The sequence below is a fragment of the Allohahella sp. A8 genome, assembly GCF_047946665.1.
In the GTDB taxonomy this organism is placed as follows: domain Bacteria; phylum Pseudomonadota; class Gammaproteobacteria; order Pseudomonadales; family Oleiphilaceae; genus Allohahella.
Map to the genome: position 1 here is coordinate 4,469,101 of NZ_CP172312.1, position 16,530 is coordinate 4,485,630.

Sequence of the window (16,530 nt, forward strand, 5' to 3'; positions counted from 1 at the left end):
TCCCCCTCAAAGCCGCTGTTGAGGGGGCTAACGAAAGCGCAATCGATAGAACCAGTAACCGATATATTCCCGGATGGCTTCCTGAGTCATGGCAAGACTCCCGGCATCAGGTATCAGACCAAGCAGGGCCGGCCCATGCTGCTCGGTCACACGAATATCCGTTGGAAAAGCAGTGATTTCTGGAGCCCACTCTGCACTGCTGAGGCGCCTGGCCTGGAAGTCGAACAGAAATTTCGAGCGCGGCATGTGGTAGGCAGATGTTACGAGAATCAGTCGGCTGTAACCTAGGCTCTTCGCTAAAGCCAGTGTGAATTCTGCATTCTGCGCAGTGTTGCGGCTATCAGGCTCGAGTACGATGGCTTCCTCAGGTATGCCCAGCTGAAGCAGAATCAGCTTCTGATAATCAGCCTCTGAGCCAAGTCCCGGCTGCGGAAACACCTGGCCACCACTAACAAGGATGCGCTCGGCAGTGCCGGCTTTATAAAGGAGTGCTGCCTGAAGCACCCGATCCGCAGCAGCATTCAGGTCGGCATAAACCCGTGGCGGTTTTGGGAGCTGCACGCCGCCACCCAGCAGGATGATAGCATCTGCTTTTTCCATGTCGTCTGCATGGTAGATGTCATGGGCATTCTCGAGGCCGCCCCATAGCCAGTTCGCAAACCACGGCGATGCAGTGATCCAGAGAAGGGCAAAACCACTAAGCGCAAGATTGCGAAGTAGCGTCTGGTCCAATCGCCACGCCAGAATGACGATAACGAGCAGGAGAATCAGACACCAGGTGGTGGGATAGAGTATATAAGGCAGCAACTTGTTCCATATCATGACAGGAACAAGACTTTACTGCTTGACGTGTTCACGGACGATCCGCTGCTTCGAGCGTTCCCAGTCACGATCTTTCTCGGTTTCGCGTTTATCGAAATCCTTCTTGCCTCGCACGATGGCTATTTCGCACTTGACCTTGTTGTCTTTCCAGTAGAGTGAGAGCGGGACACAACTCATGCCCTCTTGCTGGGTTCGGCCCATAATCTTGCCGATTTCACGCTTGTTGAGCAGCAGCTTCCGATACCGCAGCGGTTCTGCAATAACGTGAGTTGACGCTTCCTTCAAGGGTGTAATGTGGGCGTTAAGCAGCCAGGCTTCCTCATTTTTGAGGAATATGAACGAGTCAACGAGCTGGCACTTACCAGCGCGCAGGCTCTTGACTTCCCAACCAAGCAGGACCAGACCAGCTTCGAATTTGTCTTCGATGTGGTAGTCAAAGCGCGCCTTCTTGTTTCGAGCTATAGTGCCCAGACTGTCTTTCTTCTTTGAATTTGCCAAAATGACCTGATCTGTTTCGGGTGATTCGTTACTATCGCAAATACATCTGTATTCGCTGGCCGGGAATCGTAGCACACTCCGGCACGGGCGCACATTCTAACACGGGGTAGGCAGCAGCACTTCGGGCTCAGGAATCATTTTTTGGAATCAGTACAGCACGTTATCAATAAGCCTAACTCGATTACGGTGGCAGGACTCTGCATCGTTCTTGGCTTCAGCGTATTCTGGGAGTTTCCGCGACTGATCATCGAGTATGGCTTGCTGGATGTCGCGCTGGTCTACTGTCTCAGCACGCTGCTGCTCGCTGGGCCGGCTGTTTACGTCCAACTGCGGTTCGCGAGTATCGTTCGCAGCCAGACTCACCGGCACCCGAATAGCCGAAGGACCAACGCGCGCTTCAGCAATATTCTCGGTTACTGTCTTGCGCAGCCCCATGCTCCACTCGTTCGTTTTACAGCGTACTTACTGACGATTGGTTTGATCGGTTTGGTCTGCGCTTACCTTATTTTTGGTTCGGAGCTTCTCGGTGTACTGCTGAAGACCGTTCTCATCAATTTTCAGCCACAGACAGAATCAGGCGGCCTACCTTACGATAGTCTGCCAGTGGCTGACACGTCTATCCAGTTGTTGACCCTGGTGGTGTTCGCCCTGTTCCTGCTACTGCCATGGATCCGCTTCTCCATGCACGGACTGGCGCGCCCTGGTCTGATTGGGCTGGTACTCATAGCCTTTGTTCTGGTGCTGTGCCTCAGGCACAGCTGGCTATTCGGTGACCATGGCGCAGCATTGGCCTTCATGTTTGCAGGTGAGGGCACGCGTCTCGGCTTGAGTATGATTCTGGACGTATTGCTTTACACGGTTTTCGCACTAGCTGCAGCAACCGGTGTTTACTGTCTCTTCGGTGAAAAACAATTGACGGTCAGCGGGCTGGCTACGCGCACCGGCTTGTTCGCAGCGGCGCACCTGGCTTGTGGCGCTCTGGTGACCTTCGTGATGCTGGCCTGGTCAGCGCAGGCGTCACTGATCAGCAGCGATCCGTTCACGCTCATCTACATCGCCTTGCCTGAAGCCTTGCATTCGATACCACAAGGCCGTTTCTATCTTTCATGTTTCTACGTTCTCACGTGCCTGTTGTGCTGGAGCACAGCGATGTATCTTACGGCTCCGCTTGTGACCTACGTTTCAGAGCGGGCAGGTATCAGCCTGAAGATGGCAGGTTTGGTGGTGGTCCTGCTTATTCTGGTAATCGCGCTCTATTTCACCTTCTTGCAGGGTAGCCTCTTACAGCTCACCGCCTTTCAGTGGCTGAATTTTCTGCTCGCCGCTATGATCCTGCCTGCCAGCCTGGGGCTCCTGCTTACGAGTATGCTTTGGTCGGCGCCGCCGCTGGAAAAATCGAAGCGAATTGGCTTGAGCGTTCTCATCGGTTTGAGCGTCGTTTTCGCCATGCTCGCCGCTGGTCACGCCAGTCAACGGCTGTGCAAGGCAGATAGCTCGGAATTGCTGGTGATTTGTGCCGATCCGGCTATTCCAGAGGAAGACGATGTAGACGTAGAGGCTGGCGCCATTGATCCAGAGCCAGACACGCTGTCAAACGAACTCGGTCAGCCGTCGGGTACAGACTTGGACCCGGCCACGGCCTCTGAGGCGGATCTGGATACCGGCGTGATTAAAGAGGGCGGCGTTGAGTCAAATGATGAGGTCAATGAGCCTGGTGAAGGTGCAACGAACGAATCTGGGGCCGTTTCCGAAACGCCAGAGCCCGAGGCCGAACCTTCGGAAAAAGCGCCTGACAGTGGCGCTGCGAGTGAGCCAAATAAGTCTTGAACATATTGATACATGGAATAGGTGATGCGACGACACGGAATATGCAGTGGCTGAGATAACAAGATCAGCACTTATCTTGCGTACGCCAATGCAGATGTTTGAACTTGTAAATGATGTTGAGGCCTACCCGAAATTTTTGCCCTGGTGTCGGCAGGTGGCCGTGCTGTCGGCCGGTGAACGAGCCATGACGGCCAGTCTGACTGTCGGAAAAGGGCGCGTCCTCCACTCGTTTACAACCAGGAACACACTGAGCCCGCATGAGTCGATCCACATGCAACTGGTCGACGGGCCGCTTTCGCGTCTACAAGGTACCTGGCAGTTCAAACCTTTGGGAGCAGAGGGTTGCAGGGTAACGCTTTCCCTGGACTACGGACTAAGCGGTCGACTTTCTTCATTTGCCGCCGAACCCTTGCTGCAGTCTATGGCTGGAGAGGTCATGGACGCCTTCATCAAGCGAGCCGGTGAATTGTATTGAAGGTGGAGGTTGCTTACGCTCGACCAGATCGGCAAATCGTCATCGCGGTGGAACTGGCTGAAGGCAGTACTGCTTCAGAGGCAATCCGAAGGTCTGCTATAACGGAGCATTTTGGCGAGTTGGCGTCCGGCGAGCATGCAGTAGGGATATTCGGCAAGGTCATCAACGATCCCGAGCACCGTGTGCTGAAAGCCGGTGAGCGCGTGGAATTGTATCGGCCTCTGCTAATCGATCCTAAATCACAGCGTCTCGCCAGGGCACGTAAGGCTTAGACCGCACCGATTGGCAGCTACTGTCTGCGGTCCACGCCTCTGGTCTGGGTAATCGTGGCTTCTTCTACCAGTGTCTCAGCCTCTCGAAGACCGCGGACTTTATAGACCTCACCAGGATTGGCCAGCTCAGGGGGTAGAAGATCAAGTTTCGCTATTCTACTCAGCGAATCACCATCGAATTCGAGTCTGATGTGCTGCTTCCGGATTTTGCCGCCTGAAAGCTGAATGGTGTAAACGTAATTCTCATAGTCATCGGTAAACACCGGTTCGAGCAAAGGCGTGCCGAGCAGATAGTGTACCTGCTCCCGTGTCATACCCACCTCGAGAGTTTCGGCGGCTTCCTTCTCCACTATCGTGCCCTGTTGCACGTCAATCTTGTAAACCCCAGGGAAGGAGCAAGCCGCTGCGCTTGCGAGCAATGCGATGAGGAAACTGGCTCGCAGAACCCTGCCGCGGTAGCCGCGGTTCATGACAGCACCGCGTTCGGCAAGTGCAGGGCTGACAAAGGCAGTCGAGCCGGAGGTACGATGACAATGGTGGTTTGGAAGCATGGTAAGGGCGACGCAGGTGTTCGGTGAATAGGGCGCAAAATGCTTCCGGCATTGTACGCGCTCTGGTCGGGGTTTCAACAAGGCTCTAGTGATTCTCGATGCTCATGAGGGTAGACTATTGCCACGAAGCCAAATGATGGAAGAATGTTTTGACGACTTACGACAACGCTGATTTGAAGAAAGCAGGCCTGAAGGTGACTGTGCCGCGCCTGAAGATACTCGATCTACTTGAGCAGGCTGAAAACCGCCACATGAGTGCGGAGGAGGTCTATAAGCGCTTAATGGAAGAGGGTAATGACGTTGGTCTGGCCACCGTCTATCGCGTTCTCACCCAGTTCGAGACCGCAGGCCTGGTGCTTCGGCACAACTTTGAAGGCGGTCATTCTGTTTTCGAACTGAACCATGACGATCATCATGATCACATGGTCTGCTCCGAGACAGGCGCTGTTATCGAATTCTGCGATCCCGTTATCGAGAAGCGACAGCGGGAGATTGCGGAGGAACATGGCTTCGCTCTCGTCGACCACAGTCTCATTCTGTATGTGAAGCCAAAAGATTCAACATCCAAGAAGAACTGAACCCTCTTCGGGTTCAGTCGCTCATGATGCGAGTTGAAGCATTTCTTCGGCATGGGCCAGGGTCTTCCGCGTAATTTCAATGCCGCCAAGCATCCTGGCTATTTCTGCCGTTCTCGCCTTGCCTTCGAGGGGCTGAGCGCTCGATTTGGTTGCGCCGTTTTCCACGGCCTTGCTCACCATGAGATGTTGGTGAGCGCATGACGCCACCTGCGGCAAGTGAGTAATACAGAGCACCTGAGAGTGCGCGCCAATTTCTTTGAGCATCCGACCGACTATCTCAGCAGTGCCGCCGCCAATACCCACGTCCACTTCATCGAAGACTATGGTAGGCATTGCCTGTTTGGCGACTGTCGCTACCTGAATGGCCAGGCTGATTCGAGAAAGCTCGCCACCTGAGGCGACCTTGCGCAAGGGCTTTCGCGGCTGGCCTGGGTTCAGGCTGATGCAGATCTCTACGCGTTCGCTTCCAGAAGGTGAGGGCTCGTCCAGTGGGCGAAGCTCGAATGCAAGATCGGCCTTGATGTCGAGCGCTTTGAGCTGGGCCACTACCTTGTCGCCAAGTTCCTCTGCGACCTTTCGCCGCTGCTTGCCAAGCTCATGGCTCAGCGACAACAGAGTCTTCTCTGCCGCCTTGCAAGTGGCCTCGAGCACTTCTGGATCGACGACCTTGGCAGCCAGTTCGGCCAGCTCTGCGCTCAGCTGCTCATAGGTGGTTTCAAGGTCCTGTGGCTCGCAGTGATGTTTTCGCGCCAGCAGGTATATCTGACTGAGTCGTGCTTCAACCTCTCTGAGCCGCTCAGGATCCACTTCCACAGCATCCACACTACGACGAACGTCACTATCGACCTCTTCGATGCGGATTCGGGCCTCTTCGATCATGTCCACCGTGCTCGACAATGCGGGCAGGAACTGCAGCGCCTGCTTGAGGCAGCTGGATAGCTGCTTGAACTGATCGTTCAGACCGCCCTCTCCGGAGAGGAGGTTCTCTGAAGCGTTGTTCAAGAGGCCCAGCAGATCTTCTGCATGTGCCAGCTGATGCTGCTCTTCTTCCAGCTGCTCAACTTCCCCGGCCTTGAGAGCGAGCTGGTCAAATTCTTCCACCTGATAGGTAAGGAGTTGCAGCTTTGCCTGTGAATCAGCGGCGCCCGAACGAATGGTGCTCAGGCGCGTGCTGAGCTGTTTCCAGTTGCTGAACGCGAAGCCGACCTCAGCCTTCAAGGTTTCGAGACCGCCATAGCTGTCAAGCAGACGAGTCTGGGCGCCGGCTTGCATCAAGGCGTGGTGTTCATGTTGGGCGTGGATATCGAGCAGCTGAGCACCCAGTACCTTCAGATCGGCTAGAGGTACCGGACTGCCATTGATATAGGCTTTCGAACGCCCTTCCTTGCTGATGGTGCGTCGAATAATGCACTCCTCGCCATCCTGTAGCTCCTTTTCTTTCAGCCATTGTACGGCGGCCGCCAGCCCGCTGAGGTCAAAGCTGGCGCTGATGTCTGCCCTGTCGCTGCCATGCCGCACGATATCTGACGCAGCCCGATCACCTATGCACAGGCCCAGTGCTTCCAGCAGAATTGACTTGCCAGCGCCCGTTTCACCGCTGATCGCCGTCATGCCCTTATGCCATTCGATCGTAAGACGGTCGGCGATTGCGAGGTTTTGTATCGAAAGCTCGGTAAGCATCTGCGGTGCCTCTATATCTGAATATCTGGCTAAGTATTTGGTTACTGCAGGTCAGAGCAGAACGAATCTGTTCGCACCTTTGAGCTGTTAATATATACAGTACTGTTTAAATAGACAACTGCTGCAGGGGCAAATCACTTCATTGGCTCTTGAATTCGCGCCACCAGCCCCCATCAATGCGTTACGGAATAATTTGGGTAGCTATTTCAGGAGCTGACATGGCAATTGATGAAAATTCAGGCACACAGTCTGAAGAGCAGGGTATGCAGGCGGACAAGAATGATCCGTCCCATCAGGCAGAGCGTCATGAGGATGCGCTGCATGCAGATGCTGATCACTCTGGTGACTATGAGGAAGAGGCACTTACTGCGACCGATAATGACGCAGAGGGTGCAGATAGCGAAAACGGCGGCCGTGCCGACACATCCGGTGCCGTGGATATCGCTGCGCTGCTTGGCAATACCGCGGAGCTCAACAAGCGGCTCGCCGACCAGCACGAGCAGATGCTCCGTCTTCAGGCCGAGATGCACAACGTTCAGAGGCGAGCCGACAGCGATGTAGAGCGGGCACGCAAGTTCGCACTCGAACGTTTCGTGAAGGAGCTGCTACCGGTCATCGATAGTCTTGAGAAGGCGCTTGAGGCCGAGGCAGGCGACAGCCGGTCAGAGGCGGTCATGCGAGAGGGTGTTGAAATGACCCTTGGGCTTCTACTGAGTGCGGTGAAGAAGTTTGATGTCGAACCCATCAATCCTGTAGGCGAGCCCTTCAACCCGGAGTTTCATGAGGCCATGTCCATGGTGGCCAACCCTGACATGGCCCCGAACTCGGTCATGGCAGTGCTGCAGAAGGGCTACACCTTGTCTGGACGACTGTTGCGACCTGCTATGGTCATCGTCGCCAAGGCGCCGTGATACATAAAGTATGCCGATCGAGCAGTGGGGGCCTTGAAATGGTCAGAACTGCCGCAATATTGATCGCAGGAACATGATTTCGTTCTTAGCCATAGCTACGGCAGGTGGAACGATCTCGAAATTGAATTAGCCAGTACGAACTAGCCAAACGAATTAGGAAGCGGAGTTTCAAATGGGAAAGATAATCGGTATAGATCTGGGTACAACCAACTCTTGTGTGGCGGTGCTCGAAGGCGGTAAGGCTCGCGTCATCGAAAACTCCGAGGGCGCGAGAACAACGCCATCCATCGTTGCCTTCACCGAAGACGGTGAGACCCTGGTAGGTCAGTCTGCAAAGCGTCAGGCCGTTACGAATCCTAATAATACGCTGTATGCCATCAAGCGTCTGATAGGACGTCGGTTTGAAGACGACGTCGTTCAGAAAGACATCAAGATGGTGCCCTACAAGATTGCGAAGGCCGACAACGGCGATGCCTGGGTCGAAGTGAAAGGCAAGAAGATGGCGCCTCCACAGGTGTCGGCTGAAGTGCTTAAGAAGATGAAGAAGACTGCTGAGGATTTCCTTGGTGAGTCAGTGACTGAAGCGGTTATCACCGTGCCAGCCTACTTCAACGACTCGCAGCGCCAGGCGACCAAGGATGCAGGCAAGATTGCCGGCCTGGACGTCAAGCGTATCATCAACGAGCCAACAGCAGCAGCGCTGGCTTATGGCATGGACAAGAAAGGCGGCGATAAGAAGATTGCTGTTTATGATCTTGGCGGCGGTACCTTCGATATCTCAATCATCGAAATTGCTGATGTTGATGGCGAAATGCAGTTCGAAGTGCTCGCGACCAACGGTGACACCTTCCTCGGTGGTGAAGACTTCGATATGCGTATCATCGATTTCCTCGCTGATGAGTTCAAGAAGGACAGCGGTATCGACCTGCGTGGCGACCCGCTGGCGATGCAGCGTCTGAAGGAAGCCGGCGAGAAGGCCAAGATCGAACTGTCCAGCAGTCAGCAGACAGACGTGAACCTGCCCTATGTTACTGCCGATGCTAGTGGTCCCAAGCACTTGAACGTCAAGATGTCCCGTTCGAAGCTTGAAGGCCTGGTTGAACAGCTGGTTGAGCGCAGTCTTGCGCCATGTAAGCAGGCTCTTGAAGATGCAGGTTATTCTGCGGACGAAATCGATGAGGTCATTCTCGTAGGTGGTCAGACCCGTATGCCGATGGTGCAGGCCAAGGTGACTGAGTTCTTTGGTAAAGAGCCGAAGAAAGACGTCAACCCTGACGAAGCGGTTGCACTCGGTGCTGCTATCCAGGGTGCCGTTCTGGCTGGCGACGTCAAGGACGTGCTGCTGCTCGACGTGTCACCCCTCACCCTGAGTATCGAAACAATGGGTGGTGTATCTACGCCGATCATCGAGAAGAACACCACGATTCCGACCAAGAAGTCGCAGGTGTTCAGTACAGCTGAAGACAATCAGTCTGCCGTAACGATTCACGTACTGCAGGGTGAGCGCAAGCGAGCACAGGATAACAAAAGCCTCGGTCGTTTCGACCTGGCTGGTATCCCGCCTGCTCCACGTGGCGCTCCGCAGATTGAAGTTACCTTCGATATCGATGCCAACGGTATTCTGCACGTAGGCGCGAAAGACAAGGCGACTGGCAAGGAGCAGTCTATAGTCATCAAGGCTTCTTCAGGCTTGACGGATGAAGAGATCGACAAGATGGTCAGCGATGCCGAAGCGCATGCTGCCGAAGACAAGCGCTTTGAAGAGCTTGCCACGGCGCGCAATCAGGCAGACGGCATGATTCACGCGACTCAGAAGACGCTTGCAGAAGCTGGCGACAAGGTAAGTGCCGAAGAAAAGGCCAACATCGAGTCGGCTATCAGTGCGCTGCAGGATGCCCTGAAGAGTGATGACAAGGCGCAGATTGACAGTGCGACGCAGAAGCTGAGCGAAGCGTCCTCCAATATGGCGCAGAAGATGTACGCCGAACAGGCAGGTGAAGGCGCGGGTCAGGCCGAGCCGCAGGCTGGTGCCAAGTCGGGCTCAGACAAGAAGCCTGAAGACGAAGTCGTCGATGCCGAGTTCGAAGAGGTCAAGGACGAAAAGCGCTAATCGTCCGATTGACGCATGAGTATGGGGTGAGTCTGGCAGGCAAGTCTGCCCGACCTACCTCAGGCTCACTCTTTGCCCGAGCAGTAGACCAGGTGTCTGCTGCTTTTGCATTTCTGAAGCTGTCACGATTCGCGCTAGGCGTTTCTTGCAGCAAGTTAGAAAGATCAACAAGTTGCTGGTGTACCTATAATGGCCAACCGTGATTACTATGAAGTGCTCGGCGTTGAAAAGAGCGCTGATGCTAAAGAGATCAAGAAAGCTTATCGACGTTTAGCCATGAAGTATCACCCGGACAGAAATCCGGGCGATGCCAAGGCTGAAGAACAGTTCAAGGAAGCGACTGAGGCCTACGATATTCTTGCGGATGACCAGAAGCGCTCCGCCTACGATCAGTTCGGCCATGCTGGCGTAAGTGGCCAAGGCGGTGGCTACGGCGGTCAGGGCGCTAACTTCAGTGATATATTCGGTGATGTGTTCGGCGATATCTTTGGTGGCGCAGGCGGCGGCGCCCGCAGCCGAGCCAATCGCGGCTCAGATCTTCGATATACGCTGGATCTGGATCTGGAAGACGCCGTTCGTGGCAAAACCGTCAAGATCAAGATCCCAAGCCAGAAAGAGTGTGGTGAGTGCGACGGCACGGGCGCCGAAAAGGGTAGCAAGGTCGAAGAGTGCGAGACCTGCCATGGCGCAGGCCAGGTGCGCATGCAGCAGGGCTTCTTCTCTATCCAGCAGACCTGTCCGCGTTGTCGGGGCAAAGGCAAGATGGTGAAGAACCCTTGTCGCCGCTGTCATGGCAGTGGCATTGTGGAAGAAGACAAAACACTGTCGGTAAAGGTTCCACCCGGTGTGGATACTGGTGACCGTATCCGACTTGCTGGTGAAGGGGAAATGGGGGCTAACGGTGGTACGCCGGGTGACCTCTATGTGCAGATTGCGGTCAAAGAGCACCCCCTGTTCGCCAGAGATGGTCAGAATCTGTATTGCGAAGTGCCGATTTCTTTCGCTGATGCGGCGCTTGGAGGGGAGCTTGAAGTGCCCACACTGGATGGGCGTGTGAAGCTGAAGATACCACCGGAAACCCAGACCGGGCGCCTGTTCCGACTTCGTGGCAAGGGCGTCGCGCCCGTCCGGGGTGGAGCAGCTGGCGATCTGCTTTGTCGCGTTGTGCTGGAGACGCCTGTTAACCTGTCGAAGCGTCAGAAGGAGCTCATGAAAGAGTTTCAGTCATCGATGGAGGCTGGCGGAAAGCAGGCGCCCAAGCGGGAAAGCTGGTTCCAGGGCGTGAAGAGCTTCTTCGACAGCACGAAGTTCTCCTGATGACGGCGCCTACTTTATCCACAGGTATAGCCGTGCTCGGCGTAGCCGGCCGAATGGGCCGAGCGCTGGTTGAGGCCATTCAGGATAGTCCCGAGGCAGTGCTCGCAGGCGCTACGGTTCGTGAGGGAAGCCCGTTTATCGGAGCGGATGCTGGCGTCATGGCTGGTGTTGGTTCGACTGGCGTTGAGGTTACCGCGACACTCGACGAAAGCTGCGATGTCATTATCGACTTTACGTCAGTCGAGGCGCTTGCTGCGAACCTTGAGCTCGCGACCCGTCTCGATCGCCCCATTGTCATCGGGACTACTGGGCTTTCAGATGAGCAGAAAGCGCTGCTTAATGAGGCGGCCAGGCGGATACCGATTGTGTTTGCGCCGAATATGAGTGTTGGTGTCAATGTTCTTATCGATATCGTCGGTCGTGTTGCCAGTCTGCTCGGCGACACCTACGACGTTGAAATCATCGAGACTCATCATCGCTTCAAGAAAGACGCGCCGTCCGGCACAGCCCTCAGACTGGGCGAAGCCGCGGCTGACGCACTCGGTCGCTCGCTGGCCGAGTGCGCTGTATACGGTCGAGAGGGGCACACGGGCGAACGTACGGTTCGGGAAATCGGCTTCGAAACCGTCCGTGGTGGCGATGTGGTAGGGGATCATACCGTCTTGTTTGCCGGACTCGGAGAGCGTGTGGAACTTACCCATAAGGCAAGCAGTCGACTCACATTCGCGACAGGTGCGGTAAAGGCGGCCGTATGGCTGGCTAAGAAACCGCCCGGCCTCTACGACATGCGTGACGTTCTGGGTCTGTCGGGCGAATAGAAAATCCAGTTTTGGTGAAGCATGGCGTAGACGGGATCGTCCTCGAATAGTACCATAAGAGAGTTTGAACGAACTGTTTTCGAAGCGGGCCAGAGCATTTCTCTGTCTCGCTTTTTTGCAAATGGGTAATGCATCAGCAGCATCCTCCTTTTGCAGTCACATGCGCCCTTGGGCTACGAATTAAAGAGCCACAGACGAAAGTCTACAAACGAAAGTTGTTTCAGCCGCCTATGAATTCAAAACTCGCGTCCGGTCGTCCGTCTGCAGTGCCGGCTATACTGGCACTCGAAGACGGAAGTGTGTTTCACGGTGTTTCGCTCGGTGTAGCCGGGCAGACGACAGGGGAAGTTGTCTTCAACACCTCCATGACTGGCTATCAGGAGATCATGACTGATCCCTCTTATGCTCGCCAGCTCGTCACTTTTACCTATCCGCATATCGGCAATACCGGTATCAATGAGGATGACGTCGAATCCAGACGGATCTGGGTAGACGGAATCATCATTCGGGATGAACCTCTGCTTGCAAGTAACTGGCGTAACAGGAAATCGCTGCAGGCCTATCTTGCCGAACAGAATCTTGTCGCGATCGCCGGCGTTGATACCCGGCGGCTTACAAGGGTCCTGCGAGACAAGGGCGCTCTGCGCGGCTGTATCGTGGCTGGCGAAAGTATAGATGAATCAGCTGCTATCGAAGCTGCTCGTAGCGTGGACGGCTTAGCCGGACGTGATCTCGCGGCAAGCGTTAGCCGAACGGAGCGGTGTAGCTGGTCGGAAGGCCTTTGGACACTTGATGGTCCTCAGCAGATATCCACTGAAGGCCGCTTCCATGTCGTCGCCTATGATTACGGTGTTAAGCACAACATCCTCCGGTTAATGGCGGATCGCGGCTGCAAAGTGACACTCGTCCCTGCGAAGACCCCGTTTGAAGAGGCCATGTCGCTTCATCCGGATGGTATCTTCCTCGCAAACGGGCCGGGCGATCCTGAACCATGTGACTATGCGATTGAAGTTGCCAGACAGGCGATGGCAGCCAGCGTCCCGCTCTTCGGCATCTGTCTTGGACATCAGATCCTGGCATTGGCCAGCGGCGCGAAGACTTTCAAAATGAAGTTTGGTCATCACGGGGCCAACCATCCAGTACAGGATCTCGCAACAGGTCAGGTACAGATCACCAGTCAGAATCATGGATTCTCGGTCGATGAGGCTTCACTGCCCGCCAACCTGGTGCCAACGCACAAGAGCCTGTTCGATGGATCTTTGCAGGGTGTTGCCAGAACTGACGTGCCCGCGTTCAGCTTTCAGGGTCACCCCGAGGCGAGCCCCGGTCCACATGACCTGATCTATCTGTTCGACCGTTTCAACGATTTGATGGAGTCAAAGGCTCCGTTGGTCAGAATTTAAATTCGAAGGACTTACTGTACATGCCAAAACGCACGGATATCCAAAGTGTTCTGATTCTCGGCGCCGGTCCTATCGTAATCGGGCAAGCCTGCGAATTCGATTACTCAGGAGCCCAGGCCTGTAAGGCGCTGAGAGAGGAAGGTTACCGGGTCATTCTGGTCAACTCCAATCCTGCCACGATCATGACTGATCCCGTCATGGCGGACGCGACCTACATTGAGCCTATCAACTGGCAAACAGTGGCACAGATCATTGAGGACGAGCGTCCCGATGCACTGCTGCCGACAATGGGCGGCCAGACGGCGCTCAACTGCGCATTGGATCTTGCGAAGCACGGTGTGCTGGACAAATTCAATGTTGAAATGATTGGCGCCAGGAAGGAGGCCATAGATAAGGCTGAAGATCGCGAGAAGTTTGATAAGGCGATGAAGGCCATTGGTCTTGATACGCCGCGCTCTGCGATGGCCCATAGCATGGAAGAAGCACTGCAGGTGCTGGACCAGATTGGCTTTCCGACCATCATCAGACCATCGTTCACCATGGGTGGGTCAGGTGGTGGTATCGCGTACAATCGTGATGAATTCATCGAGATCTGCGAGCGCGGACTCGATCTCTCGCCAACGAATGAGCTGCTTATAGATGAGTCGCTCATTGGCTGGAAAGAATATGAAATGGAAGTCGTACGGGACAAGAACGATAACTGTATCATCATCTGTGCTATCGAGAACTTTGACGCGATGGGGGTCCACACCGGGGATTCGATTACGGTGGCTCCGGCTCAGACACTCACTGACAAAGAGTACCAGTTGATGCGAAATGCATCGATCGCCGTACTTCGGGAGATCGGTGTTGAAACCGGTGGCTCCAACGTCCAGTTCGGCATCGACCCCGATACGGGTCGGATGGTCGTCATCGAAATGAATCCTAGGGTCTCGCGCTCTTCAGCACTTGCCTCGAAGGCGACTGGCTTCCCAATCGCCAAGGTCGCCGCGAAGCTGGCAGTCGGTTATACCCTCGATGAGCTGGAGAACGACATTACCGGTGGTGCGACGCCAGCTTCGTTCGAACCGACCATCGATTACGTTGTTACCAAGATTCCCCGTTTCACCTTTGAGAAGTTCCCGCAGGCCAACAACACCCTGACCACGCAGATGAAATCTGTCGGTGAAGTCATGGCTATCGGGCGTAACTTCCAGGAGTCTCTCCAGAAGGCAATGCGCGGCCTTGAAGTGGGGTCAGACGGTTTTGAGTCTAGGCTCGACGCACTGGACGAGCCACTTTCTGCCGATGAGGCTGAAGATTTCATCGTGCAGGCGCTGAAGACGCCGACGCCTGAACGCTTGTGGTCAATCGCCGATGCCTTCAGGCATGGCTTCAGCATCGATCAGGTCCACTCACTGTGCCATGTCGACCCATGGTTCCTGGCTTACATCGAAGACATCGTACTTGAGGAGCAGGCGCTAGAGTCGCTCAAGCTCGAAGCGCTCGATGAGGCGCTGGTGCGTCGACTCAAACGGAAAGGTTTTTCGGATGCCCGCCTGGCTGCAGTGCTTTCGGTCAGCGAGTCTTCTTTGAGGGAGCGCCGCAAGTCCCTTGGTGTAAACCCGGTATACAAGCGAGTGGATACTTGTGCGGCTGAGTTCAACTCAGACACCGCCTACATGTACTCGACCTACGACGAAGAGTGCGAGGCCAATCCGACTTCGAACAAGAAGATCATGGTGCTTGGCGGCGGCCCGAACAGAATAGGCCAGGGTATCGAGTTCGACTATTGCTGCGTTCATGCTGCCCTCGCCCTGAGAGAGCATGGTTATGAAACCATCATGGTCAACTGCAATCCGGAAACTGTATCTACCGATTACGATACGTCAGACCGGCTGTACTTCGAGCCCGTAACCCTGGAGGACGTACTCGCCATCTATGAGGTCGAAAAGCCGCAGGGTGTCATCGTCCATTATGGTGGTCAGACGCCGCTCAAACTGGCTCGTGGTCTTGAAGCAGCCGGTGTGCCTATCATCGGCACCACGCCGGACGCGATTGACCGCGCAGAGGATCGCGAGCGTTTCCAGCAGATGATCCAGGATCTGGATCTGCTGCAGCCGCCCAATGCAACTGCCCGCTCTCTCGAAGCGGCCATTATAGCTGCACGAGATATTGGTTACCCGCTGGTCGTCCGTCCGTCTTACGTCCTTGGTGGCAGGGCGATGGAAATCGTTTACGACGAGACCGACCTCAAGCGCTACATGCGAACTGCCGTAAGCGTCTCAAACGAATCCCCGGTCTTGCTCGATCACTTTCTCAACGCCGCGATTGAAGTCGATATCGACGCTGTATGCGATGGCACTGATGTTGTTATCGGTGGTGTCATGCAACACGTCGAGCAGGCTGGCGTGCATTCGGGAGACTCAGCATGTTCACTGCCTCCCCACAGCCTGAGTCAGCAAGTCCAGGCGGATATGCGGGAAGTCGTGCGCAAGATGGCGGTCGAGCTCGGTGTTGTCGGTCTCATGAATTGCCAGCTCGCTTACCAGGATGACCTGATATATGTCATCGAAGTGAATCCCCGCGCTTCGCGAACCGTACCTTTTGTGTCCAAGGCTATCGGCAGGTCGCTCGCCAAGGTCGGCGCGCTATGCATGGCCGGTATAAGTCTTAAAGAACAAGGCTTTACGAAAGAGCTTATTCCGACGCATTATAATGTGAAGGAGTCGGTCTTTCCCTTCAACAAGTTCCCGGGTGTCGACCCGATCCTCGGTCCGGAGATGAAGTCCACTGGCGAGGTCATGGGTATCGGAGAAACCTTCGATGAAGCATTCGCGAAGGCCGCCGCCGCTGCCGGTGAGAAGTTTCCTACCGGTGGTACCGCCTTTATCAGCGTTCGAGACGCCGACAAAGATGGTGCAGTAGATCTGGCGCGGAACCTGAGCAATATTGGCTTCTCGATCATGGCGACTTCCGGCACTGCGACGAGACTCGAGCAGGAAGGGATCAAGGTCAAGAAGATCAACAAGGTTCGCGAGGGTCGACCGCATATCGTCGACGCGATCAAGAACAAAGAAGTGCAGCTCATCATCAACACGACTGAGGGTCGAGTTGCAGTGGCTGATAGCGCGGAAATACGCAAGTCCGCCCTGGTCTCGCGGATTACCTACACAACGACGTTGGCAGGTGGTGAGGCGTTCTACAGGGCAATTCGAGCTGGCGTAGCGCACAAGACGCGTAGTTTGCAGTCCATCCACGCAGGTAGCGCCGCCTAAACCCAATTCAG

At 55.1% G+C, this 16,530-nt stretch carries 14 protein-coding genes; 10 read left to right on the top strand and 4 right to left on the bottom strand.

All coding sequences use genetic code 11. From position 1 onward, the window contains the following. Positions 1–27: 27 nt before the first annotated feature. Both ACH3PB_RS19960 and smpB read right to left on the bottom strand, forming a co-directional pair. Complete coding sequence (locus ACH3PB_RS19960; RefSeq protein WP_416397245.1) at positions 28–807, bottom strand: YdcF family protein; 780 nt, start codon at positions 805–807, stop codon at positions 28–30. A gap of 30 nt (positions 808–837) precedes the next feature. Further along, positions 838–1,320, bottom strand: a complete 483-nt coding sequence (gene smpB / locus ACH3PB_RS19965; RefSeq protein WP_416397246.1) for an SsrA-binding protein SmpB — start codon at positions 1,318–1,320, stop codon at positions 838–840. A 141-nt stretch (positions 1,321–1,461) separates the two neighbouring features. On the opposite strand from smpB, the gene ACH3PB_RS19970 reads away from it, so the two are divergent. The 3 genes from ACH3PB_RS19970 to ACH3PB_RS19980 are packed head-to-tail and all read left to right on the top strand — an operon-like array spanning position 1,462 to position 3,894. Beyond that, positions 1,462–3,147 carry a hypothetical protein gene (locus tag ACH3PB_RS19970; protein WP_416397247.1) on the top strand — a complete coding sequence of 562 codons (1,686 nt, stop codon included), beginning with the start codon at positions 1,462–1,464 and terminating at the stop codon, positions 3,145–3,147. A 46-nt stretch (positions 3,148–3,193) separates the two neighbouring features. Beyond that, complete coding sequence (locus ACH3PB_RS19975) at positions 3,194–3,622, top strand: type II toxin-antitoxin system RatA family toxin (RefSeq protein WP_416397248.1); 429 nt, start codon at positions 3,194–3,196, stop codon at positions 3,620–3,622. A 2-nt stretch (positions 3,623–3,624) separates the two neighbouring features. Further along, positions 3,625–3,894: an RnfH family protein gene (locus ACH3PB_RS19980; RefSeq protein ID WP_416399487.1), complete on the top strand. Its 270-nt coding sequence runs from the start codon at positions 3,625–3,627 to the stop codon at positions 3,892–3,894. Between the two features lie 17 nt (positions 3,895–3,911). On the opposite strand, the gene ACH3PB_RS19985 is transcribed toward ACH3PB_RS19980, so the two are convergent. After that, on the bottom strand, positions 3,912–4,523 hold the full coding sequence (locus ACH3PB_RS19985) for an outer membrane protein assembly factor BamE (RefSeq protein WP_416397249.1): 612 nt from the start codon (positions 4,521–4,523) through the stop codon (positions 3,912–3,914). Positions 4,524–4,594: 71 nt separating this feature from the next. Between ACH3PB_RS19985 and fur the strand changes: the two genes are divergently transcribed. Continuing rightward, entirely contained in the window at positions 4,595–5,023 is a 429-nt protein-coding gene (gene fur, locus ACH3PB_RS19990) for a ferric iron uptake transcriptional regulator (RefSeq protein WP_416397250.1), read from the top strand. A 21-nt stretch (positions 5,024–5,044) separates the two neighbouring features. Here the strand turns inward: fur and recN are convergent, their stop codons facing one another. Then, positions 5,045–6,703, bottom strand: a complete 1,659-nt coding sequence (gene recN / locus ACH3PB_RS19995; protein ID WP_416397251.1) for a DNA repair protein RecN — start codon at positions 6,701–6,703, stop codon at positions 5,045–5,047. 218 nt (positions 6,704–6,921) lie between these two features. Between recN and grpE the strand changes: the two genes are divergently transcribed. The 6 genes from grpE (at position 6,922) to carB (ending at position 16,519) form a co-directional block, all read left to right on the top strand. Continuing rightward, a complete protein-coding gene (gene grpE, locus ACH3PB_RS20000) occupies positions 6,922–7,614 on the top strand; it encodes a nucleotide exchange factor GrpE (protein ID WP_416397252.1) in 693 nt (230 codons plus the stop codon). Between the two features lie 172 nt (positions 7,615–7,786). After that, a complete protein-coding gene (dnaK, locus tag ACH3PB_RS20005) occupies positions 7,787–9,724 on the top strand; it encodes a molecular chaperone DnaK (RefSeq protein WP_416397253.1) in 1,938 nt (645 codons plus the stop codon). A gap of 189 nt (positions 9,725–9,913) precedes the next feature. After that, on the top strand, positions 9,914–11,041 hold the full coding sequence (gene dnaJ, locus ACH3PB_RS20010) for a molecular chaperone DnaJ (protein WP_416397254.1): 1,128 nt from the start codon (positions 9,914–9,916) through the stop codon (positions 11,039–11,041). Then, positions 11,041–11,859, top strand: coding sequence for a 4-hydroxy-tetrahydrodipicolinate reductase (dapB, locus tag ACH3PB_RS20015; protein ID WP_416397255.1), 819 nt, complete (start codon positions 11,041–11,043; stop codon positions 11,857–11,859). Before dnaJ ends, dapB begins: the two co-directional genes overlap by 1 nt. A gap of 230 nt (positions 11,860–12,089) precedes the next feature. Beyond that, positions 12,090–13,262, top strand: coding sequence for a glutamine-hydrolyzing carbamoyl-phosphate synthase small subunit (gene carA / locus ACH3PB_RS20020; RefSeq protein WP_416397256.1), 1,173 nt, complete (start codon positions 12,090–12,092; stop codon positions 13,260–13,262). Positions 13,263–13,282: 20 nt separating this feature from the next. Beyond that, positions 13,283–16,519 (top strand): carbamoyl-phosphate synthase large subunit, encoded by a 3,237-nt coding sequence (gene carB, locus ACH3PB_RS20025; RefSeq protein ID WP_416397257.1) that lies wholly within the window; start codon positions 13,283–13,285, stop codon positions 16,517–16,519. The last annotated feature ends 11 nt before the right edge of the window (positions 16,520–16,530 follow it).